Raw genomic sequence first — 19,748 nt, 5'->3', positions numbered from 1 at the left:
CACCTTCTTCTTTTTTGAAAGTTTGGAATCACTCGGCTGACGGTGCGCCTCGGGTCCATGACCCGAGGCGACTGCAAGGGCAGGAAGTGCGCCCTCAGCGAGAGACCCCTTTGATCATCGTATCCACGGCAGTCCGATGGGGTTCCAAGGGCCTCAGGCCCTTGGCGGGTGGAGGGCGGAGCCCTCCATGCGGGCTGACCGGGCGGGGCTCTTTAACACCTTTGGTTCCACCCCGGCCCGCCGCGGTCTAAAGGGGCGTCATGGACGCCTTTCCCCGCCGCGCCGAGATCGCCCGCGAGACGAGCGAGACCCGGATTCACCTGACGCTGAACCTGGACGGCACCGGCCGCGCCGAGGTCGCGACCGGGATCGGGTTCCTGGACCATATGCTCACGGCGTTGGCGCGGCATTCCATGGTGGATCTGGTGGTGCGGGCGGAGGGCGACCTGCATATCGACTTCCACCACACCACGGAGGATGTCGGGATCGTGCTGGGGCAGGCGATCCGGCGCGCGCTGGCGGACAAGCGCGGGATCCGCCGCTATGGCCAGGCGCTCGTGCCGATGGACGAGGCGCTGGCGGAGTGTGCCATTGATATTTCCGGCCGGCCTTTCCTTGTTTGGTCCGCGAGCTTTCCGCGCGACAAGGTGGGCGAGATGGACACGGAGCTGTTCGAGGAATTCTTCCGCGCGGTCGCGATGAATTCGGCGATGACGGTGCATCTGACGCAGCGTGCCGGCACCAATGCGCACCATATCGCGGAGGGGCTGTTCAAGGCCTTCGCGCGGGCGTTGCGGATGGCGGCGGAGGCCGATCCACGGGCGGAGGGGACCGTTCCCTCCACCAAGGGGATGCTGGAGGCCTGAATGCGGGTCTTCACGGTTCATGCGCGGGGGGGCGAGAGGCCCCGGACGCGGCTGGTGCGCGAGGGATTTTCCTTCTGGGCCTTCCTGTTCGGGCCGCTGTGGCTGCTCTGGCGCGGCCTGTGGCTGGCGCTGCTCGGCTATCTGCTGCTGGTTTTCGCGATTGCCTTCCTGCCGGACCCCTGGGAGGGGTGGGTGGGCTTCGCGCTGCAGGTGATGCTGGGGCTGCATGCGCGGGACCTGGAGCGCTGGACGCTGCGGCGTCGGGGCTTCTCGGCGGAAGGCGTCGTCGCGGCGCCGGATGAGGAGATGGCGGTGTTCCGCCTGGTGCGGGCGCGGCCGGAGCTGGCGCGCGGGGTGATGGCATGAAGCTCGCGGTGGTGGATCCCGGTTCGGGGAACCTGGCCTCGGTCCGGCGTGCCTTCGAGCGGGCGGCGCGGGAGGAGGGGCTGGACCTCGACCTTTCCGTGACGACGCGGGCGGAGGACGTGCTGGCGGCGGACCGGGTGGTGCTGCCGGGGCAGGGGGCTTTCGCGGCCTGCGCGCGGGGGCTGGCCGCGCTGCCGGGGGTGACGGATGCGCTGCGCGAGGTGGCGATCGGGCGCGGGCGGCCGTTCCTCGGCATCTGCGTGGGCATGCAGATGATGGCGGAGCGCGGGCTGGAGCATGGGGTGACGCCCGGGCTCGGCTGGATCCGCGGCGAGATCGCGCCGATGGATCCGCGCGATGGGGCCGGTGCGCCGCTGCCCCTGCCGCAGATGGGGTGGAACGCGCTGGAGGCCCATGGGGCGCATCCGTTGCTGGCGGGGCTGCCCGGGGATGCGCATGCTTATTTCGTGCATTCCTACGCCCTGCGCGGCGGGTTGCGGGACGAGCTGCTGGCGAGCACGGGCTATGGCGGCGAGGTGGCGGCCATGGTGGGGCGGGACAACCTGGCCGGCACGCAGTTCCATGCCGAGAAGTCCGGGCCGGTGGGGCTGCGGATCCTCCGGAACTTCCTGCGGTGGTCGCCCGGGTGAGTCAGGTGGCACATTCCTTGTCCGTCGAGCGCGTGGACACGCTCTCGGATGCCGAGATGGCCGATCTCTGCGAGGCGACGGACGCGGCCATCATCGAGGGCGGCGGCTTCGGCTGGCTGGCGCCGCAGGGGCGCGACGCGCTGGCGCGGCATTTCCGGGGCGTGATGCTGGTACCGGAGCGCGAGCTGTTCGTGGCGCGGCTGGACGGGCATGTGGTGGGCTCGGCGCAGCTGGTCCGGCCCGGGCGCAACAACGAGGCGCAGGCCTGGGCCGCGCAGCTCACCCACGCCTATATCGCCCCCTATGCGCGCGGCCATGGGCTGGCGCGGCTGATGGTGCGGCGGGTGGAGGAGCGGGCGGCGGCGCTGGGGCACCGGGTGCTGAACCTGGACGTGCGCGAGACGCAGACCACCGCCATCGCGCTGTTCGAGGGGCTGGGCTACACGCGCTGGGGCACGCACCCGGCCTATGCCCGGATCGAGGGCCGCACCGTGGCGGGCCACCACTACTTCAGGGTGCTGGAGCCCGCGCGCGGGCGGCCGACCGAGACGCTCTTCCCGCAGGACAGCTGATGGACTTCATCCCCTACCCCGCCATCGACCTGAAGGGCGGGCAGGTCGTGCGCCTGAAGCGCGGCGACATGAACGAGGCCACCGTCTATGGCGACCCCGCCACCCAGGCGCGGGCCTTCGACGCGGCGGGCTTTCCCTGGCTGCATGTGGTGGACCTGGACGGGGCCTTCGCCGGCCGGCCGGCCAATGCGGAGGCGGTGCGAGGCATTCTTTCCGCCACCACGCGGCCGGTGCAGCTGGGCGGCGGCATCCGCGACATGGCGACGGTGGAGGCCTGGCTGGAGGCGGGGATCGCGCGGGTGATCCTGGGCTCCGCGGCCGCGAAGAACCCGGATTTCGCGCGCGAGGCCTGCCGGGCCTTCCCCGGCAAGGTCGCGATCGGGATCGATGCGCGGGACGGGTTCGTGGCGACCGAGGGCTGGGCGGAGACGGGGACGCTGACCGCGCTGGACCTGGGGCTGATGCTGGAGGATGCAGGGGCGGCGGCGGTGATCCACACGGATATCGACCGGGACGGGATGCTGGGCGGGGTGAACGTGGCGGCCACCGCCGCGCTGGCCGAGCGGCTCTCGACGCCGGTGATCGCCAGCGGCGGGGTGGCCGGGCGCGCGGACCTGGACGCGCTGCGGGCGACGGGGACGATCGCGGGGGTGATCATCGGGCGGGCGCTTTATGACGGGCGGCTGACGGCTGGCGAGGCGCTGGGGGGGTAAGGCTTCCTGGGCTGACAGTTTGTCCCGGGGAGAGGAAGAATTCCTTCTTCCTCTCCCCGGACCCCTCACCATCATCTTATTCTTCGAGTTTGGAATAACTGGGCTGACGGTGCGCCTCGGGTCGATGACCCGAGGCGACTGCAAAGGTAAAATCAGCGCCCTTCACCAGAGACCCCACTGATCCGGGGCATCCACGGCAGTCAGACGGGGTTCCAAGGGCCTCAGGCCCTTGGCGGGAGAGGGCGGAGCCCTCCCTTTGCCTCCGCCGCTCCCTAGGGCTGCGCGTCCGCGGCGGTATCGGCGGGCGTGTCCCGGAGTGGGAAGTCGATGTCGCAGACGAGGCCGGCGGCGTCCCAGGTCATGACGACCTGGCCGCCGAGCTGGTTGCGCAGGGTTCCGTTCAGGACGCGCGAGCCGAAGCCCTGGCGGGAGGGCGGGCCCTGTGTGGGCGGGCCGCCGGTTTCGGCCCAGCGCAGGCGGAGGTGTTCCGTTCCGGCCTGCCGGATCTGCCATTCGACGCTGACGAGGCCGTTGGGGCGGGAGAGGGCGCCGTGCTTGGTGGCGTTGGTCGCCAGTTCGTGGATGGCCATGGAGAGGGGCTGGGTGGCGTCCGCCGGGATGGTGAGGCGGGGGCCGCGCAGGGCGACCTGGGGGCCGGAGCCTTCGCGGTCCAGGAAGGCGGAGAGTTCGCCGCGGAGCAGGCTGTGGAGGTCGGCGCCGGACCAGTGTTCGGCCGAGAGGAGCATCTGCGCGCGGGACAGGGCGGCGACCCGGCCTTCGATGAGCTGGACGAAGCTGCCGATATCCTCCGCGCGGGTGAGGCGCAGCGCGGCCTGCACGACGGCGAGCATGTTCTTGGCGCGGTGGTCCACTTCCCGCGTCAGCAGGGCCTGGCGCTCGGCGGCGCGTTTCTCGCCGTCGATATCCACGATCACGACGAGGGCGGCGGCGACGGCCTTGTTGTCCCCATGGACGGGGATGCCGCTGACGCGGCGCCAGCGAGCCCTTCCTGGCGCGCCGGCATGCAGGAAGTCCATGTCGAGGACGATTTCGCCCCGGAGCGCCCGGGCGGCGGGGTAGTCCTGCGGGGCGACGCGCTGGCCGTCCGGGTGGAAGGCGGTCCATTCGCTGCCGGTCTGCGGGTCCACGGAGGGGACCAGGGGCCGGGGCAGGAGGCGGCGGAGCTGGGGGTTGGCGACGAGGATGTGGCCGGAGGGGCCGATCAGCCCCGCGCCGATGGGCAGGTGCTCGACCAGGGTTTCCATGGCATGGGCCTGGCGAAGTGCCTTCTGGGCGCGCTCCCTCTCGGCGGCCTCGGCCTCGAGCTGGCGCGTGCGTTCAGCGACGCGCCGTTCGAGTTCGCGGTTGCTGTCCCGCATCTGGGCGAGGACCCGGAGGCGGTCCACCGCCGCGGCGATGAGGTTGGCATAGCTGCGGAGGAAGGCGACGTCGCTTTCGGTGAATTCGCGCGGCTCGCGGCTGTCCACCTGGAGGATGCCGTAGGGTGGCTTGTCCCGGCCGCCGATGATGATGACGTTGGCGATGGCGCGGACGCCGTGCTCCTTCAGGAAGGCCGGGTAGTGAAAGCGCGTCTCCTCGTCGATATTTGGCGAGGTGACGGGATCGCCGGATTTGAGGGCGTGGCCTTCGGAGGACCTCTCGTCCAGCGGCAGCCGGATCTCCCCGACGACGCCGGGGCGCCAGCCGAGGCCGGCGCGCACGAGGAGGGTCTGGCCGTCCTCCTGGAGTTCCACGACCTTGGCGAGGTCGGTTCCCAGGGCTTCACCGACGAGGCGGCAGGCTTCGGCCAGGATCTCATCCAGGTTCTCGGACTTGAGGGCGAATTCGCCGAACCTGGCCAGGACGGTCTGCTGGCGGAGTAGCTCCTCGTCCTCTCGGCTTCCTGTCCAGCACGCTCGCCCGTTCAAGGCATTGCTCCGGCTTTTTCCGGTGCGGGTAACGCCGCTCGGTGCGAGCGGGTTCCGGGGCTTCGGCGGCGGGGAAGGCTATCCCGCCACCAGCTCCGACAGGCAGCGTGCCTCGGTGCGGGTTTCGGTGCCGGCGGCGCGGGCGGCGGCCCAGGCGACGCGGGGGGCGCTGGCCTCGCGGTAGAGGACGACGTCGAGGGCGCAGTGGGTGCCCTGGTAGAGCCAGATCTCGGCCTGGCCTTCGGGGCGGCGGCGGGTGGGCTGGCCGAGCGTGGCGAGGAGGGCGTCGGGGGTCTGGCCGAGCAGGGCGGCGACGCTGCCCGGGGCGCCGCCGCCGGGGCGGCGGGGGCCGGCGGTGCGGGCGGCGACGGGGGTGACGGCCGGGGCGGGGGTGTTCAGGCCGGCGAGGCTGGCGCGATGGCTTTCCAGCACCTCCTCGAGCACGAGGCTGGCGGCGCGGTCGGGCCCGGGCGGGGCGCAGCTGGCGAGGGGGAGGAGGGCCGGAAGGAGGGCCGGAAGGAAGGCCAGGAGAGGGGCACGAAGGGGCGGCGCGGGGCCGCCGGGTGACGCGGTCATGACCGGTCCCATGGCTCGGGGCTGGGTGGCGGGGCTTGGTGGCGGGAGGAAGGGGCCGGGGCGGGGGGGGGGCGGGGGGGGGGGGGGGGGGGGGCGGGGGGGGGGGCGCGGCGTGGCCGCGCAGCGGACTGCGTGGCTCGCCGCGCCCCCGCGGGCGGTTCAGTAGCGCTCGGGCGACAGGTTGGGCGCCGCGTATTGCGGGGCCTGGGCCGGCTGCGGGGCGGCCGGGGCGCCCATGGGCGAGGCGTAGGGGGCGGAGGCCTGGCCCTCGGTCAGCATCTCCATGCGGCCGGAGAGCTGGCCGCCCTCCTCCACCGAGAGCTTGCGGGTGCGGGCGACGCCGAGCACGCGGCCGGTGGCGCGGATGGTGAGGGAGTTGCGGGCCGTGAGGGTGCCGTCGAACACGCCGGCGATCTCGGCGTCGTCCACCTGGACCTCGCCCTTGAAGACGCCGGAATGGGTGATCTGCAGCTCCTGGGCCTGGATCATCTGGCTTTCGACCGTGCCGTCCACCACGAGGCGCTCGGCATCGGTGACGGTGCCCTGGAGGGAGATGCCCTTGCCGACGACCAGGGTGCGGCGCTCCGCGGCCGCAGGGCGGGCGGCGGGGCGGGGCGGCATGGTCACGCCGGGGGCGGTGGCGCCCTGGGGCGCGGTGGGCTTGGGCGGCAGGCTCATGGCGGGGTCCTTGGGTGCTTGGCCCGGCGTGGGGCGGAAGGGGGGCACGGCCAGGTCTGGATCGCGCGAGACGGGCACGGTCGCGGGCTCAGCCTCGGAAGGCCCCGGTTCGGCGGGGCGGCGGCGGAAGACGGACATGGCAGTTCCCCCTGCGCGATGGCGGTCATTGGCGTGGCGCGGCCGCCGGACGGTCTTCATGACCGCCGCGGGCACCCGTTTGGGCGCGGTGGGATCCCCTCCCCAGTCTCGCGCCTGCCAGCATCGGGCTATCACGGGCGGGAGACGCGGCACAACGCCCGGAATGGCGAGTGGGCCTGATAAATCCGCCATTGCTCCGGTTTATCCGGGCGCGGCGCGTGGTATGGCGGCGGCCATTGCGGGCGCGGCCGGTCGGGCGGCGCCGCTTCGGACAGGACCGGGCGCGGCCCGGGCGGATGGGAGACGGGCATGGCGGAGCGGCAGGCGCTGGACATCCTGGGCATCGGCAACGCCATCGTGGACGTGGTGGCCTCGGCGACCGAGGCGACGCTACGGGACTGGGGCATGGCCAAGGGCGGCATGGCGCTGATCGACACGGCGCGGGCCGAGGCGATCCATGCCGCGGTGGGCGAGGGCGTGCAGACCGGGGGCGGCTCGGCCGCCAATACCTGCGCGGCCGCGGCCTCTCTCGGCGCGCGGGTGGGCTATCTGGGCAAGGTGGCGGATGACGCGCCGGGCCGGGCCTTCGCCGAGGACCTGAAGGCGCTGGGGATCCATTTCCCGACCCGGCCGCTGAAGGGGGGCGACCCGACGGCGCGCTGCCTGATCCTGGTGACGCCGGACGGGCAGCGGACGATGAACACCTATCTCGGCGCCTGCGTGGCCTTCGAGGAGGCGGATGTGGACCAGGCGGCGGTGGAATCCGCGGCCGTGACCTATCTGGAGGGGTACTTGTTCGACCCGCCGGCGGCGCAGGCGGCCTTCCGCCGGGCGGCGGCCATTTCCCACGGGGCGGGGCGGTCGGTGGCTATCACCCTGTCCGACAGCTTCTGCGTGGGGCGGCACCGGACGGCCTTCCTCGATTTCATCGCGCGGGATGCGGATATCGTCTTCGCCAACGAGGACGAGGCGCTTTCCCTGTTCGAAGTGGGGGATGCGGAGGAGGCGACCCGGGCCTTCGCGCAGACGGGCAAGCTGGTGGCGCTGACGCGGAGCGAGAAGGGCAGCCGGATCATCAGCCCCGCGGGGGAGGTGGTGGAGGTGCCGGCGGTGCCGACCACGCTGATCGATTCCACCGGGGCGGGGGATGCCTATGCCGCCGGTTTCCTGGCGGCCCATGCGCGGGGCCTGCCGCTGGCCGAGTGCGGGCGCTGGGGCAGCGTGGCGGCGAGCGAGGTGATCTCCCATTTCGGGGCGCGGCCGCAGGCGGAGCTGAAGGCGCTGGTCGGGGGCTGAGGGCGGGCGGGTTCCGCGCGCTTCCACTGGCGCGGGGCACGGCGGAAGGGGGAAGATGGGCGGTCCGGCCGGATTCGGTCCGCCCGGCCGGTTTCAGCCCTTTCGCCAACCCTTCCCCCCGGGCGGCGTTCGGGACCCGACCTAAGGAGAACGCCATGACTTCCAAGACCACCCTGGCCGCGACCTTCGCCGCCGCCCTGCTGGCGGTGCCAGCGCTGGCCCAGCCCGCGGACCCGGCCGTGCAGGAGATGCGGCGCGAGCGCGCCAACCCGACCGCGACGCCCTGGGTGCCGGCGCAGGACCGGAATGCGGCCGCGGTGGATGCCGATGGGGTGGAGAATGCGCGCGGGCTGCTGGCCGAGGCCCGGGCGGCGCTGATCCGCCGCAATGCGGGCCGGGCGATCGAGGCGCTGGAGCGGGCGGAGACGCGGCTGCTGACGAATTCGGTGCTGGCGAGCGAGGCGAACCGGCCGCAGACGAGCGCGGCGCTGAGCCAGATCGTGCAGGCGCGGCGCCTGGCGGCGCAGGGGGATTCGGCTTCGGCGCTGAACGCGCTGGGCCAGGCCGAGGCGGCGCTGCCGGCGACCCCGACGGGCCCGGGCGCGCGGCCGCTGCCGCCGGGCGTGCCGACGGCCGTGGATGCGCCCGTGCCGCCGCCCGAGCGACGGGCGCGGCCCATGCGGCACGGGCCGCGCCCTGCGGTGCCGCCTTCCCCTTCGGGGATGCCGGCCGAGACCATGCCGCGCGGCTGAGCCGCCCGCGCCGGCGCCGAGGCCCGCTTCCCCCGCATGGGCGGGTGGCGCCTCGGCATCGCGGAAACCCTCGCAATCCGGTGGGCGGCACGCTATCTGTGCGCCGCAACACGCCGAACCGCCGAAGACAGGCCCCGCCGCCCTGAGCGCGCGGGGCCTTCCATATGGTTGGATCTTCGGGCGGAGGCCGCCTCCCCGGTGGGGAAGGCGAAACGGGCGCGGTGGACTCCCTGGATTAAATCCCTGGGGCCGGCATCGCGCGCAGCCGGGGTTCGCGCCCCGGTCCAGGCAAGGGACTTCGCGCGGTGACGCAGAACATCCGCAACGTGGCGATCATCGCCCACGTCGACCACGGCAAGACGACGCTCGTGGACAATCTTCTCAAGCAGGCCGGCGCCTTCCGCGCCAACCAGCAGGTGGCCGAGCGCGCCATGGACCGCAACGACCTGGAGCGGGAGCGTGGCATCACGATCCTGGCCAAGTCCACGGCCGTGGAGTGGAAGGGCACCAAGATCAACATCGTGGACACGCCAGGCCACGCCGACTTCGGCGGCGAGGTGGAGCGCATCCTCTCGATGGTCGATGGCGCCATCGTGCTGTGCGACGCCGCCGAGGGTCCGCTGCCGCAGACCAAGTTCGTGCTGACCAAGGCGCTGGCCCGCGGGCTGAAGCCGATCGTGGTCATCAACAAGGTGGACCGCCAGGACGCCCGCGCCGACGAGGTGCTGAACGAGGTCTTCGACCTCTTCGCCGCGCTCGGCGCGACGGATGAGCAGCTGGACTTCCACACCATGTTCGCCTCGGGCCGCCAGGGCTGGGCCGATCTTTCGATGGACGGGCCGCGCAAGGACCTGTCCCCGATGTTCGACCTGATCCTGAGCCATGTTCCCGAGCCGAAGGTGGACGTGAACGCGCCCTTCGCGATGAACGCCTCCATCCTCGAGGCCGACCCCTTCCTCGGCCGCATCCTGACGGGCCGGGTGGAGCAGGGCGTCGCGCGGGTGAACATGCCCGTGCGCGTGCTGCGCCAGGACGGCACGGTCGTCGAGAGCGGGCGCCTGACGAAGCTGATGACCTTCTCCGGCCTGGAGCGCGTGCCGGTGGACGAGGTGCAGGCGGGCGACATCATCGCCATCGCCGGGCTTTCCGACGCGACGATCCCCGACACCATTGCCTCCCCCGAGGTGACGGAGCCGCTGCCGGCCATTCCGGTGGACCCGCCGACGCTGTCCATGACCTTCCGCATCAATGACGGCCCGCTGGGTGGCCGCGAGGGCAAGAAGGTCACCAGCCGCCAGATCCGCGACCGGCTGTTCAAGGAGATCGAGGGCAACGTCGCCATCAAGGTGAAGGTGTCCGAGGAAGTGGACGCCTTCGAGGTGGCGGGCCGCGGCGAGCTGCAGCTCGGCGTGCTCATCGAGACGATGCGGCGCGAGGGCTTCGAGCTGACCATCGGCCGCCCGCGCGTGCTGACGCAGGTGAACCCGGAGACGGGCGAGAAGGAGGAGCCCTTCGAGGAGGTGCTCGTCGATGTGGACGAGGGCTACTCGGGCGTGGTCGTCGAGAAGCTGTCGCTCCGCAAGGGCATGATGCAGGACATGCGTCCCTCGGGCGGCGGCAAGGTGCGGCTGACCTTCCACATCCCGTCGCGCGGCCTGATCGGCTACCACGGCGAGTTCATGACCGACACGCGCGGCACGGGCATGATGAACCGCCTGTTCATCGGCTATCAGCCCTGGGCCGGGCCGATCGAGGGGCGGATCAAGGGCAGCCTGATCTCCAACTCGGATGGCGAGGCGGTGCAGTACTCGCTGTTTGCGCTGCAGGAGCGCGGCGCGCTCTTCGTCGATCCGGGCGTGAAGGTCTATGTCGGGATGATCCTCGGCGAGCATTCGCGCGAGAACGATCTCGACGTGAACCCGATCAAGGAGAAGAAGCTCACCAACATCCGTGCCGCCGGCAAGGATGAGGCGCTTCTGCTGGTTCCGCCGCGCCGCATGAGCCTCGAGCAGGCGATCGCCTATATCGAGGAGGATGAGCTGGTGGAGGTGACGCCTTCGGCGATCCGGCTCCGCAAGCGCTACCTGGATCCGCATGAGCGGAAGAAGCATGCCCGCCGCTCGGAGAGCGAGGCGGCGTGAGGCCAGGGCCCGGGGAGAGATCCCCGGGCCTTTTTCTTTGTGCGGCTGCGTTCCTCCGGCCCCGGCTGGTGGCCGCTTCCCCTCCGGCGCTAGGCTGCGCGGTGCCGGGGTGAGGAAGCGAACAGGTGGCCAAGGAGAGCAGAGCGGAATCCGCCTATGCCTGGTGGCGGCTGGTCGCGGCGGTGCTGCTGGCGACCATCGGCGGGATCGGGCTCTGGTCCATCGTGGTGGCGCTTCCCGCCGTGCAGGCGGAATTCGGCGTGGACCGGGCCGGGGCGTCGCTGCCCTACACGATGACCATGCTGGCCTTCATGGTCGGCGGCGTGGCCATGGGGCGGCTGGCGGACCGGTTCGGCATCGTGCTGCCGGTGGTGATCGGCACGCTCGCGCTGGGCACGGGCTATGTCGCCACCGCCTTCGTGGGGGAGCTGTGGCAGTTCGGACTGCTCTATGCCGTGTTCGTCGGCGGGCTGGGGAGCTGCGCGGTGTTCGGGCCGCTGGTGGCGGACACCTCCTTCTGGTTCAACCGGCGGCGGGGCATCGCGGTGGCGCTCTGCGCCAGCGGGAACTACTTCGCCGGCGCCGTCTGGCCGCCGATCCTGCAGCATTTCATCGCCACCCACGGCTGGCGGGCGACGCATATCGGCATCGGGCTGTTCTGCGTGGTGACCATGCTGCCGCTGGCGCTCGCCCTGCGGCGGCCGCCGCCCGTGCAGGCCGCCGGGGGCGGGGCGCAGGCGGCGGGCGGGCTGGCGCGGCTGGGTGTTTCCAAGGGCGCGCTGCAATCGCTGCTGATGCTGGCCGGCCTGGCCTGCTGCGTGGCGATGGCGATGCCGCAGGTGCATATCGTCGCCTACTGCGCCGACCTCGGCTACGGGCCGGCGCGGGGGGCGGAGATGCTGTCCCTCATGCTCGGCTTCGGGGTCGTCAGCCGCCTCGTCTCGGGGGGCCATCACGGACCGGGTGGGGGCGCCGCTCATGCTGCTGCTGGGCTCCGGGTTGCAGGCGGTGGCGCTGCTGCTGTTCCTGCAATTCGACGGGCTTCTCGCCCTCTACCTGCTTTCGGCGATCTTTGGCCTGTTCCAAGGCGGGATCGTGCCGAGCTACGCGGTGATGGTGCGGCAGTTCTTCCCGCCGGCGGAGGCGGGGCTGCGGGTGAGCCTGGTGCTCTCCGCCACGCTGGCGGGCATGGGGCTGGGCGGGTGGCTCTCGGGCGCCATCTTCGACGCGACCTTCAGCTATCGGCTGGCCCTGGTGAACGGGATCGGTTGGAACCTGCTGAACCTGGCCATCGCCGGCTGGATCGTGCTGCGGCTGCGCGGGCGGGGGTTCGGGGCGGCGGGGCGCGTCGGGGCTTGATGTTCTGGGGTGTCGGTCTGTCCCGGGGAGAGGAAGAAGGAATTCTTCCTCTCCCCGGACCCCTCACCTTCTTCTTTTTTTGGAAGTTGGAATCACTCGGCTGACGGTGCGCCTCGGGTCATGGACCCGAGACGACTGCAGCGGCCGGATCAGGGGCAGAACCCCCTTCGATCATCGTATCCACGGCAGTCCGATGGGGTTCCAAGGGCCTCAGGCCCTTGGCGGGTGGAGGGCGGAGCCCTCCGCTTCACCCCCGACGGCTATTCCGCAGCCACCGCGACGGGTTTGGGCGAGGGGTTGGCCCAGAGTTCGGGGTGGAGTTCCTCGCGCCGGTCCGGGAAGAGGAAGGCGCAGGCCAGTGTGACCGCGCCGAAGGCAGCGAGGGTGATCATGGCGACGGCGAGGTTGCCGAAGCGGTCGTGGAGGTAGCCGATGGCCGGGGAGGCCGCGGCGGCGCCGAGGAAGCCGACGAAGAAGCGGATGGAGTAGAGTTTCGCGCGCAGGGCGGGCGCGACGTAGCGGGCGGTCATCGTCTCGTTCACCGTGACCTGGCCGAAGATGGCCGCGGCGGCGATGGCGGCGACGGGGAGCACGGCCCAGCCCTGGAGGAAGGAGAGGGCGAGGAGCGCGGGCACCAGGGCGATGGCGAGCGGCAGGAAGACGCGCTTGAGGGTGGTGCGGTCGATCACGCGGCCGACGGTGAACTGGGTGAGGCCGCCGAAGAGGGTGGCGGTGAAGGCGAGGGCGCCCACCAGCGGCAGGAGGCTGGGGCTGTCGGCCATGCGTTCCTGCATCAGCTTCGGGATGAGCAGGGTGAAGGCGTTGAAGACGAAGCCCGCGGAGACGGCCATGAGCAGGAGCGAGATGACGGCCTGGCGGACGACGGGGCGGGGGATTTCCGGGAAGGGGCGGGCGTTCTTGACGTGCTGGCGGGCGTCGTAGGGGGTTTCGCGCAGCCAGAGCAGGCCGAGGGCCAGCGCCAGGATTCCCGGCACGATGAAGGCCCAGCGCCAGCCGGCCTGGGCGACGAGGAGGGCGGTGACGACGGGGGCGGAGGCGACGCCGAGATTGCCGAAGACGCCGTTATTGCCCATGGCGCGGCCCACGCGGTCCCCCGCGGCTTCCACCAGCATGGCTGTGCCGATGGGGTGGTAGATGGCGTTGAACAGGCCGGCCAGGGCGAGGGCGGTGGCGAGGCCCCAGGGCCCGGAGACGAGGCCGGCGAGGAGGAGGGAGCCGCCGACGCCGAGGAAGAAGGCCGACATGAGCGCGTGGCGCCCGATCTTGTCGGCCAGCCAGCCCATGGGGAGGGAGCCGGCGCCGTAGAGGACGAACATGCCGGTGCCGAGGGCCAGGATGGGCCCGTATTCGTTGCCGAAGACGGAGGCGTTGAGCGCCACCATGCCCAGGACCGCCGTGGCGAGGATGAGCAGCATGTAGTGGCAGACGAAGTGGGCGGCGTTGATGAACCAGATCTGCCGGGAGGCGGGATCGGTGGGCATTGGCGTTTCTCCTCCGCATCAGATTAGGATGGCCGGATGGAGATGTCCGGCCAGAAGCTGTCGGGATCCGGCCAGGAGGCGCGGCGCCTGCCGCTGCCGCAGGATGCGGTGGACCGGCCGCTGGCGGCCTTCATGCGCGACTACCGGGACGGGGAATCCACCGGGCGGCACAGCCATGCGCGGGCGCAGCTTCTCTATGCGCTGCGGGGGGTGATGCGGATCGCGACCGATGGGGCGAGCTTCGTGCTGCCGGCCGGGCGGGCGCTTTGGGTGCCGGCGGGGGAGCCGCATTCGGTTTCGATCCTGGGCCAGGTGGCCATGCGGGCGCTGTTCCTGCGGGAGGATGCGGCGCGGGCGGGGCCGGCGGGGGTGACGGTGCTGGCCACCTCTCCCCTTCTGCGGGAGCTGATCCTGGCGGCTTGCGAGGAGCCGCTGGAATGGGACGAGCACGGGCGCGGCGGGCATCTGGCCGCCCTGATGCTGGACGAGATCCACCGGGCGCCGAGCCTGCCCTTCGGCCTGCCGGAGCCGCGGGAGCCACGGCTCGCGCGGCTTTCGGCCGCGCTGCGGGCGGACCCGGCCTGCCCGCTTTCGCTGGAGGAATGGGCGGCGCGGATCGGGGCCTCCCCACGCAGCCTGTCCCGGCTGTTCCGGGCGGAGACGGGACTCTCCTTCGGGGCGTGGCGGCAGCAGCTGCGGCTGGCGGAGGCGGCGGCGCTGCTGGCGCAGGGCGTGCCGCCGGCACGGGCGGCGGCCGCGGTGGGCTATGCCTCGGCGCCGGCCTTCGGGGCGGCCTTCCGGGCGGCCTTCGGGGTGACGCCGGCCGAGGGAGCGCGGATGGGGCCTTCGGGGGGAGAGCGGTGAGGGCTCTGCCCTCCATCCGCCAAGGGCCTGAGGCCCTTGGAACCCCGTCTGACTGCCGTGGATACGATGATCGAAGGGGGCTCTGCCCCTGATCCTGCCCCTGCAGTCGCCTCGGGTCATCGACCCGAGGCGCACCGTCAGCCGAGCGATTCCAAACTTCCAGAAAAAGATGATGGTGAGGGGTCTGGGGAGAGGAAGAATTCCTTCTTCCTCTCCCCAGGACAGACCGCCAGTGGGATTCGCCCGCCGTCAGGGTGTGATGTATGGCGACCGGGCGAATGAGGCCGCCCCGCATGAGGGGCTGGAGGCGCCGCTGTCTTTTCCCCTGCCGAGGCGATGGGTTGTCGAGGTGCCGCGCCTTTGGGCGGGTTGGGGCTGGCGCGCGTGAGGCCGTTGCCGCCCGGGGCGGGGCCGTTGGCGCTGGCGCCGCGATGGGCGCGCTGGGTGATGCTGGCGGTGCTGGCCGGGGTGTTGGGCGCGGCGTTCGGGGCGGTGGGGGTGCCGGCCTATCAGCTTCTCGGGCCGATGGTGGGGAGCATTCTGGTCAGCCTGGGCGGCGGGGGGCTGGTGTTGCCGCGCAAGGCCTATCTGGCGGCGCAGGCGGTGGTGGGGTGCCTGATCGGGACCTTGGTGACGCCAGGAATTCTCGGAACCTTCCTGGCGGACTGGCCGATCATCATCGCGGCGGTGCTGATTACCCTGGCGGCGAGCAGCGTGCTGGGCTGGGCGCTGAGCGTGCTGAAGGTGCTGCCGGGGACGACGGCGGTGTGGGGGACGGCGCCGGGCGGGGCTTCCGCCATGGTGGTGATGGCCGAGGCCCATGGCGCCGATGCCCGCATGGTGGCGGTGATGCAGTACCTGCGCGTGGCCTGCGTGGCCGGTTCGGCGGCGGTGGTGGCGAGCCTGCTTTCCGTGGGGCCGGGCGAGGCGGCGCCGGTGGCTTCGTTCGCGGCCTGGTTTCCGGCGTTGCGGCCCGTGCCCTTCGGGGCGGCGTTGTTGCTGGCCGGGCTGGGCGGGCATCTGGGCTGGCGGTTCCGGGTGCCGGCGGGGCCGCTGCTGATCCCGATGCTGGCGGGGGTGGCGCTGCGCTCCTCGGGGGTGGTGGAGCTGCAGGTGCCGCCCTGGCTGGGGGCGCTGGCCTATGCGCTGGTCGGGTGCACGATCGGGCTGGGCTTCACGCGGGCGGTGCTGGTGCAGGCGGCGGCGGCGTTGCCGCGCATCCTGCTCTCCATCTTCGTGCTCATCGGGTTCTGCGGGGCGGCTTCCATGGCGCTGGTGCCGCTGCTGGGGCTGGACCCGCTGACGGCGCTGCTGGCGACGAGCCCGGGTGGGCTGGATTCCGTGGCGGTGATCGGGGCGGCGGGCGGGGCGGACCTGTCCTTCGTGATGGCGTTGCAGACGATGCGGCTGGTGATGGTGATCCTGATCGGGCCGGCGCTGGCGCGGATGGTCTCGCGGCTGGTGGAGCGGCGGTAGCGGCGGGTGTTCAGCGGCCGGTGTAGGCGTAGTTGACCACGGCGCTGGCGCCGGTCTGGGCGAACTGGACCTGGGTGGGGCCGAATGTCCAGGAGGCGAGGACGATGTCGGCGGTCTTGTCGAGATTGTCGGGCTCGCCGAGGGCCTCCGAGAGGTCGTTCAGGAGGCCGGGCGCGCCGGCGGCGGAGAAGTAGCAGGCCCGGTGCGCGTTCGGCCCCTTCGCAATCCAGAACGAGAGCGCGCCTTCGCCTTCCTTCTCTCCCCGCTGCCAGCCGACCACCTCCACCGTACCGCCGTTGTGGCGCAGGAAGCCGGAGCGCCAGGGCTCCAGCCGGGTGTCGCTCAGGCGCTGCCAGCCCAGGCGCTCTCCGCGTGCCGTGGCCTCAGCCATGGTGGTGGAGGCGCAGAGTTCGAGGAGCTTGGGGATGCTGGGGAGGGCGGGGGTGGCGGCGGCCGGCTGCGTGGCCAGGAGGGCGGCCGCGCAGAGGAGGGGGAGGAGGGCGCGCATGGATGCTCTTCTCAGGCCAGAGGAGGGTGGATGGCCCTCGCGAGAGGCGGTCCATGGCCGGGTCTCGGGCGGTAGGCGGCCGTTCCCGCCCCGGCGGGAGCAGCACGCCCCGGAGAGGGCCCGGCCTTCGGGCCGCGGCGTCAGCGGCTCGGCGTGATCCTCCAGACCGTGTTGGACAGGTCGTCGGCGACGATCAGGGCGCCGCGCGGGTCCAGCGTGACCCCGACCGGCCGGCCGCGCGCGTTGCCCTCGCCGTTCAGGAAGCCGGACACGAAGTCGATCGGGTCTCCGGCGGGCCGGCCTTCGCGGAACGGCACGAAGACGACCTTGTAGCCGACGGGCGGGCTGCGGTTCCAGCTGCCGTGCTGCCCGACGAAGACGCCGTCCGCGAAGGCCGCGCCCATGGTGGGGTTCGAGAAGGAGACGCCGAGCGCGGCCACATGTGCGCCCAGGGCGTAGTCGGGGCGGATGGCCGCGGCGACGCGTTCCGGGTTCTGCGGCTGCGCGCGGGTGTCGACGTTCTGGCCCCAGTAGCTCCAGGGCCAGCCGTAGAAGCCGCCCTCGCGGACCGAGGTCAGGTAATCCGGGACAAGGTTGGGGCCGATCTCATCGCGCTCGTTCACCACCGCCCAGAGCTGGCCGGTTCCCGGCTGGATGGTGAGGGCCGTGGGATTGCGAAGGCCGGTGGCGTAGGCCCTGTGCGCTCCCGTCTGGGGGTCGATCTGCCACACCATGGCGCGGTCGACCTCGGCCTCCATGCCGCGCTCGGTGATGTTGCTGTTCGATCCGATGCCGACATAGAGGAACCGGCCATCGGGGCTGGCGGTCATCGCCTTCGTCCAGTGGTGGTTGATCGCCGCGGGCAGGTTCGTCACCAGCGTCGGCGGCCCGCTCGCCTCGGTCTGCCCCTCGCGATAGTCGAAGCGCACCAGCGCATCCTGGTTGGCGACGTAGAGGACGTTGTTGATGAGGGCGAGGCCATAGGGCCCGTTCAGGTTCTCGGCGAAGACCCGCCGGACCTCATAGGTGCCGTCGCCATCGGCGTCGCGCAGCAGCGTCAGGCGGTTGCCGCCCGGCACGGAGGTCCTGCCCCAGCTCTTGATGATGCCTGCGATGAAGGCCTTGGGGTTGAGCCGGGGTGCGCCCTGGCCACCCGTTCCCTCCGTGACCAGGATGTCGCCATTGGGCAGGACGAGGGTCTGGCGCGGGATCTGGAGATCCGTGGCGATGGCCTGGATCGTGTAGCCCTGCGGCACGGTCGGCCGCTCGCTGCCCCAGGCCGCCGGCCGCGGGATCGTCATGTCGGGCAGCAGGCCGCGATGCGGTTCGGGGAGGTTCGGGCTGGAGCCGTGCTGCTGCGGGGCGGGTTCACTGTCGCACGCGGTGAGGGCAAGCGCGGCGACGCCGATCAGAAGAAACGCGCGCATCATGCCGCCTCCCTCGATTGATAGCCGGAGTAGCCCATCCAGGCCGCGACGAGGGCGAGGATGGTCGCGACGGAGGACAGGTAGAGCGCCTCCGGCATGATCGCGAAGGCGTCCTTCGAATGGACGAGCGCGTTGATGAAGCCGAGCACCCACATGACGAGCAGCACGAGGAAGTAGGTGGCCGCGCGCTTCCTTCGCACCGTTCCGCTCCGGATCAGGTCGATCAGGGCCCAGAGCAGGGCGAAGCCGCCGACGAACAACCCGCCGGCGATGAGCCAGGACGAGAAGTTGAACCACTGGATCTGGAAGCTGGAGCGGTAGGCGAGGTCGCTGAGCAGCGCGCCGAGGAACAGGGGAAGGGGGAAGGCGAGCAGGATCGCGTGCAAGGGATGGAGCGGCCTTGCTGGCCCTGGTGCGGAAATGGCAGCCACCGTGGTTCCTCTCATGTCTCGGTCCGAGCTGGCGGAGCGCGAAACCGGGCCTGCCCGTGTCGGAGGCGTCGTTAGCCAACGGGAGCGCGATGGGGGAGTTGCGGCGCCACGGGCCGGTGCCCGGCCGACGCGGCGCGACCTGGCCGGACGCAGCCCGGGACAGCCGGTTCCGCCACGGGGCGGGGGTGGTCTTTCCTTCTTTGGCCTCCTTCTCCGCGGGGGGAGAAAATGCGGCGGCTCCGGGCCGGGATGCGCTGTGGCGCCGGGCGGATCGGGTTTATACGGCCTCCCCCAGCGTGAGATGCCGCCCATGCCCTCTCCTGCCCCCTCATGCGGCCTGCGCGCGCCGCGGTGCCCATGAGCCTTCCCCGCCTGGAATGGACCGAAGGCGGCGTTGCCCATGGCGCGGCCTGGCTGTCCGGATCGGGCGCGCTTCCTCCCCGCCGTGTCCAGGCCGCCGATGACACGCTGCGCGCGGATGATGCGTTCCGCCTGGCCAGCGAGGGCGTCGGACTGCTGTGGCGCGGCGACTTCCAGAATGCGCGGCAGCTGCTGCAGGCGCTGGCACGGCGGCTGGACAAGCGGGCGGCACGCGGCCGCCTGCCCGGTGACATGCCGATGCGTGAGCGCTTCTACCGCTATCGGCAGGGCCAGGCGCATCGCGCGCGCATCCTGGGCATGGTGCTCATCCCGCTCGATGCCGAGTGGGGGATTCCCCTGCGCCGCGCCCCGGATCTGCGCGCGGCCCTGCATCACGCGCTTGGCGAGCCCCTGGGGGAAGCCGTGGTGTCGCTGCGCGAGTTGCAGGGGATGGTGGGGGCCTATGAATGGCATCGGAAGGGCGTGCCGATCGCGGCGCTCGGCGGCGCGGCGATTCACCCGGATTTCGGCGTGTTCTCGCCGATCCGCGGTGAGTACCTCGACCTCGTCGCGCATGCGCCCTTGCCGGCGGGCGGGAGTGCTTTCGACATCGGCACCGGCACGGGCGTGCTGGCCGCCGTGCTGGCCCGGCGCGGCGTTCCGGCGATCGTCGCTTCCGACCTCTCCCCCCGCGCCCTGGCCTGCGCGCGCGCCAATCTCGAGCGGCTGGGCCTGTCCGGGCAGGTCTCGGTGCGGGAGGCCGATTTGTTCCCGCCGGGGCGCGCCGCGCTGGCGGTCTGCAATCCGCCCTGGCTGCCGGGCAAGCCGTCCTCGACGCTGGAGCAGGCGGTGTATGATCCGGACAGCCGCATGCTGCGCGGCTTCCTGGATGGGCTGGCGGCGCATCTGCTGCCGGGCGGAGAGGGCTGGCTGATTCTTTCCGACCTGGCGGAACATCTGGGCCTGCGCAGCCGCGACCAGCTTCTGGGCATGATCGGGGCCGCTGGGCTGGCGGTGGTCGAGCGGCGCGATGCCCGGCCGCAGCATGGCAAGGCCTTCGACGCGGATGATCCGCTGCATGCCGCGCGACGCCAGGAGACGACCTCGCTCTGGCGGCTGCGCGTGGCGTGAACCGGGGGAGGGCG

20 protein-coding genes and 1 pseudogene are annotated in these 19,748 nt (G+C 71.9%); 14 read left to right on the top strand and 7 right to left on the bottom strand.

All coding sequences use genetic code 11. The features are described from left to right. The first annotated feature begins 260 nt into the window (after positions 1-260). The 5 genes from hisB to hisA are packed head-to-tail and all read left to right on the top strand — an operon-like array spanning position 261 to position 3,167. Positions 261-866: an imidazoleglycerol-phosphate dehydratase HisB gene (gene hisB / locus BUB97_RS18080; RefSeq protein WP_073137297.1), complete on the top strand. Its 606-nt coding sequence runs from the start codon at positions 261-263 to the stop codon at positions 864-866. Then, complete coding sequence (locus tag BUB97_RS18075) at positions 867-1,232, top strand: DUF2628 domain-containing protein (protein WP_073137296.1); 366 nt, start codon at positions 867-869, stop codon at positions 1,230-1,232. Next, entirely contained in the window at positions 1,229-1,882 is a 654-nt protein-coding gene (gene hisH, locus BUB97_RS18070) for an imidazole glycerol phosphate synthase subunit HisH (protein ID WP_073137294.1), read from the top strand. Before BUB97_RS18075 ends, hisH begins: the two co-directional genes overlap by 4 nt. 56 nt (positions 1,883-1,938) lie before the next feature. Next, entirely contained in the window at positions 1,939-2,454 is a 516-nt protein-coding gene (locus BUB97_RS18065; protein WP_086062318.1) for a GNAT family N-acetyltransferase, read from the top strand. After that, positions 2,454-3,167, top strand: a complete 714-nt coding sequence (hisA, locus tag BUB97_RS18060) for a 1-(5-phosphoribosyl)-5-[(5-phosphoribosylamino)methylideneamino]imidazole-4-carboxamide isomerase (protein WP_073137290.1) — start codon at positions 2,454-2,456, stop codon at positions 3,165-3,167. The genes BUB97_RS18065 and hisA overlap by 1 nt, the downstream gene beginning before the upstream one ends. A 272-nt stretch (positions 3,168-3,439) precedes the next feature. Here the strand turns inward: hisA and BUB97_RS18055 are convergent, their stop codons facing one another. The 3 genes from BUB97_RS18055 to BUB97_RS18045 form a co-directional block, all read right to left on the bottom strand. Further along, positions 3,440-5,095 (bottom strand): HWE histidine kinase domain-containing protein, encoded by a 1,656-nt coding sequence (locus tag BUB97_RS18055; RefSeq protein ID WP_073137288.1) that lies wholly within the window; start codon positions 5,093-5,095, stop codon positions 3,440-3,442. Positions 5,096-5,173: 78 nt separating this feature from the next. Then, complete coding sequence (locus BUB97_RS18050; RefSeq protein ID WP_073137286.1) at positions 5,174-5,671, bottom strand: hypothetical protein; 498 nt, start codon at positions 5,669-5,671, stop codon at positions 5,174-5,176. Positions 5,672-5,830: 159 nt separating this feature from the next. Further along, a complete protein-coding gene (locus BUB97_RS18045; RefSeq protein ID WP_175562676.1) occupies positions 5,831-6,487 on the bottom strand; it encodes a bactofilin family protein in 657 nt (218 codons plus the stop codon). Between the two features lie 309 nt (positions 6,488-6,796). Here BUB97_RS18045 and BUB97_RS18040 point away from each other — a divergent pair, with 309 nt between their 5' ends. From BUB97_RS18040 to BUB97_RS26940, 5 genes and pseudogenes are all read left to right on the top strand, one after another. Then, positions 6,797-7,783 carry an adenosine kinase gene (locus BUB97_RS18040; protein ID WP_073137284.1) on the top strand — a complete coding sequence of 329 codons (987 nt, stop codon included), beginning with the start codon at positions 6,797-6,799 and terminating at the stop codon, positions 7,781-7,783. Between the two features lie 155 nt (positions 7,784-7,938). Further along, positions 7,939-8,535, top strand: coding sequence for a hypothetical protein (locus BUB97_RS18035; protein ID WP_073137282.1), 597 nt, complete (start codon positions 7,939-7,941; stop codon positions 8,533-8,535). Between the two features lie 305 nt (positions 8,536-8,840). Continuing rightward, positions 8,841-10,676, top strand: a complete 1,836-nt coding sequence (gene typA, locus BUB97_RS18030) for a translational GTPase TypA (RefSeq protein ID WP_073137280.1) — start codon at positions 8,841-8,843, stop codon at positions 10,674-10,676. A gap of 125 nt (positions 10,677-10,801) precedes the next feature. Beyond that, positions 10,802-11,566, top strand: a pseudogene (locus BUB97_RS26945) (MFS transporter); the annotation flags it as partial. An 88-nt stretch (positions 11,567-11,654) separates the two neighbouring features. Further along, entirely contained in the window at positions 11,655-12,035 is a 381-nt protein-coding gene (locus BUB97_RS26940) for an MFS transporter (protein ID WP_245818356.1), read from the top strand. Positions 12,036-12,295: 260 nt separating this feature from the next. On the opposite strand, the gene BUB97_RS18020 is transcribed toward BUB97_RS26940, so the two are convergent. Next, the gene (locus tag BUB97_RS18020) at positions 12,296-13,537 is read right to left on the bottom strand and encodes an MFS transporter (RefSeq protein WP_073137278.1); all 1,242 of its coding nucleotides are present in this window, start codon (positions 13,535-13,537) and stop codon (positions 12,296-12,298) included. A gap of 42 nt (positions 13,538-13,579) precedes the next feature. Here BUB97_RS18020 and BUB97_RS18015 point away from each other — a divergent pair, with 42 nt between their 5' ends. From BUB97_RS18015 to BUB97_RS18010, 3 genes are all read left to right on the top strand, one after another. Next, positions 13,580-14,401, top strand: coding sequence for an AraC family transcriptional regulator (locus BUB97_RS18015; RefSeq protein ID WP_073137330.1), 822 nt, complete (start codon positions 13,580-13,582; stop codon positions 14,399-14,401). A 232-nt stretch (positions 14,402-14,633) separates the two neighbouring features. Beyond that, the gene (locus tag BUB97_RS26310; protein ID WP_175562672.1) at positions 14,634-14,789 is read left to right on the top strand and encodes a hypothetical protein; all 156 of its coding nucleotides are present in this window, start codon (positions 14,634-14,636) and stop codon (positions 14,787-14,789) included. 26 nt (positions 14,790-14,815) lie between these two features. Then, positions 14,816-15,877: an AbrB family transcriptional regulator gene (locus BUB97_RS18010; RefSeq protein ID WP_245818355.1), complete on the top strand. Its 1,062-nt coding sequence runs from the start codon at positions 14,816-14,818 to the stop codon at positions 15,875-15,877. A gap of 10 nt (positions 15,878-15,887) precedes the next feature. Here the strand turns inward: BUB97_RS18010 and BUB97_RS18005 are convergent, their stop codons facing one another. The 3 genes from BUB97_RS18005 to BUB97_RS17995 form a co-directional block, all read right to left on the bottom strand. Further along, positions 15,888-16,385 carry a hypothetical protein gene (locus BUB97_RS18005; RefSeq protein ID WP_073137274.1) on the bottom strand — a complete coding sequence of 166 codons (498 nt, stop codon included), beginning with the start codon at positions 16,383-16,385 and terminating at the stop codon, positions 15,888-15,890. A 140-nt stretch (positions 16,386-16,525) separates the two neighbouring features. Further along, positions 16,526-17,815: a PQQ-dependent sugar dehydrogenase gene (locus BUB97_RS18000; RefSeq protein ID WP_073137272.1), complete on the bottom strand. Its 1,290-nt coding sequence runs from the start codon at positions 17,813-17,815 to the stop codon at positions 16,526-16,528. Continuing rightward, entirely contained in the window at positions 17,812-18,198 is a 387-nt protein-coding gene (locus tag BUB97_RS17995) for a DUF2231 domain-containing protein (RefSeq protein ID WP_245818354.1), read from the bottom strand. Before BUB97_RS17995 ends, BUB97_RS18000 begins: the two co-directional genes overlap by 4 nt. A gap of 402 nt (positions 18,199-18,600) precedes the next feature. On the opposite strand from BUB97_RS17995, the gene BUB97_RS17990 reads away from it, so the two are divergent. Continuing rightward, the gene (locus tag BUB97_RS17990) at positions 18,601-19,734 is read left to right on the top strand and encodes a methyltransferase (protein WP_073137328.1); all 1,134 of its coding nucleotides are present in this window, start codon (positions 18,601-18,603) and stop codon (positions 19,732-19,734) included. Positions 19,735-19,748: the final 14 nt, after the last annotated feature.

Origin of the sequence: Muricoccus roseus, assembly GCF_900141905.1 — a bacterium.
GTDB lineage: Bacteria > Pseudomonadota > Alphaproteobacteria > Acetobacterales > Acetobacteraceae > Roseomonas > Roseomonas rosea.
The sequence above is the reverse complement of the archived record's forward strand: the minus strand, read 5'-3'. Positions and strand labels throughout refer to the sequence as shown.

Bases quoted from the DNA above. Each gene is read 5' to 3' on its own strand.
- hisB (WP_073137297.1), top strand. From the start codon at position 261: ATGGACGCCTTTCCCCGCCGCGCCGAGATCGCCCGCGAGACGAGCGAG.
- BUB97_RS18000 (WP_073137272.1), bottom strand. From the start codon at position 17,815: ATGATGCGCGCGTTTCTTCTGATCGGCGTCGCCGCGCTTGCCCTCACC.
- BUB97_RS26940 (WP_245818356.1), top strand. From the start codon at position 11,655: ATGCTGCTGCTGGGCTCCGGGTTGCAGGCGGTGGCGCTGCTGCTGTTC.
- BUB97_RS18050 (WP_073137286.1), bottom strand. From the start codon at position 5,671: ATGACCGCGTCACCCGGCGGCCCCGCGCCGCCCCTTCGTGCCCCTCTC.
- BUB97_RS18045 (WP_175562676.1), bottom strand. From the start codon at position 6,487: ATGTCCGTCTTCCGCCGCCGCCCCGCCGAACCGGGGCCTTCCGAGGCT.
- BUB97_RS18020 (WP_073137278.1), bottom strand. From the start codon at position 13,537: ATGCCCACCGATCCCGCCTCCCGGCAGATCTGGTTCATCAACGCCGCC.
- BUB97_RS17990 (WP_073137328.1), top strand. From the start codon at position 18,601: ATGAGCCTTCCCCGCCTGGAATGGACCGAAGGCGGCGTTGCCCATGGC.
- BUB97_RS18040 (WP_073137284.1), top strand. From the start codon at position 6,797: ATGGCGGAGCGGCAGGCGCTGGACATCCTGGGCATCGGCAACGCCATC.
- hisH (WP_073137294.1), top strand. From the start codon at position 1,229: ATGAAGCTCGCGGTGGTGGATCCCGGTTCGGGGAACCTGGCCTCGGTC.
- BUB97_RS18075 (WP_073137296.1), top strand. From the start codon at position 867: ATGCGGGTCTTCACGGTTCATGCGCGGGGGGGCGAGAGGCCCCGGACG.
- BUB97_RS18035 (WP_073137282.1), top strand. From the start codon at position 7,939: ATGACTTCCAAGACCACCCTGGCCGCGACCTTCGCCGCCGCCCTGCTG.
- BUB97_RS18015 (WP_073137330.1), top strand. From the start codon at position 13,580: ATGTCCGGCCAGAAGCTGTCGGGATCCGGCCAGGAGGCGCGGCGCCTG.
- BUB97_RS18005 (WP_073137274.1), bottom strand. From the start codon at position 16,385: ATGCGCGCCCTCCTCCCCCTCCTCTGCGCGGCCGCCCTCCTGGCCACG.
- BUB97_RS18065 (WP_086062318.1), top strand. From the start codon at position 1,939: ATGGCCGATCTCTGCGAGGCGACGGACGCGGCCATCATCGAGGGCGGC.
- hisA (WP_073137290.1), top strand. From the start codon at position 2,454: ATGGACTTCATCCCCTACCCCGCCATCGACCTGAAGGGCGGGCAGGTC.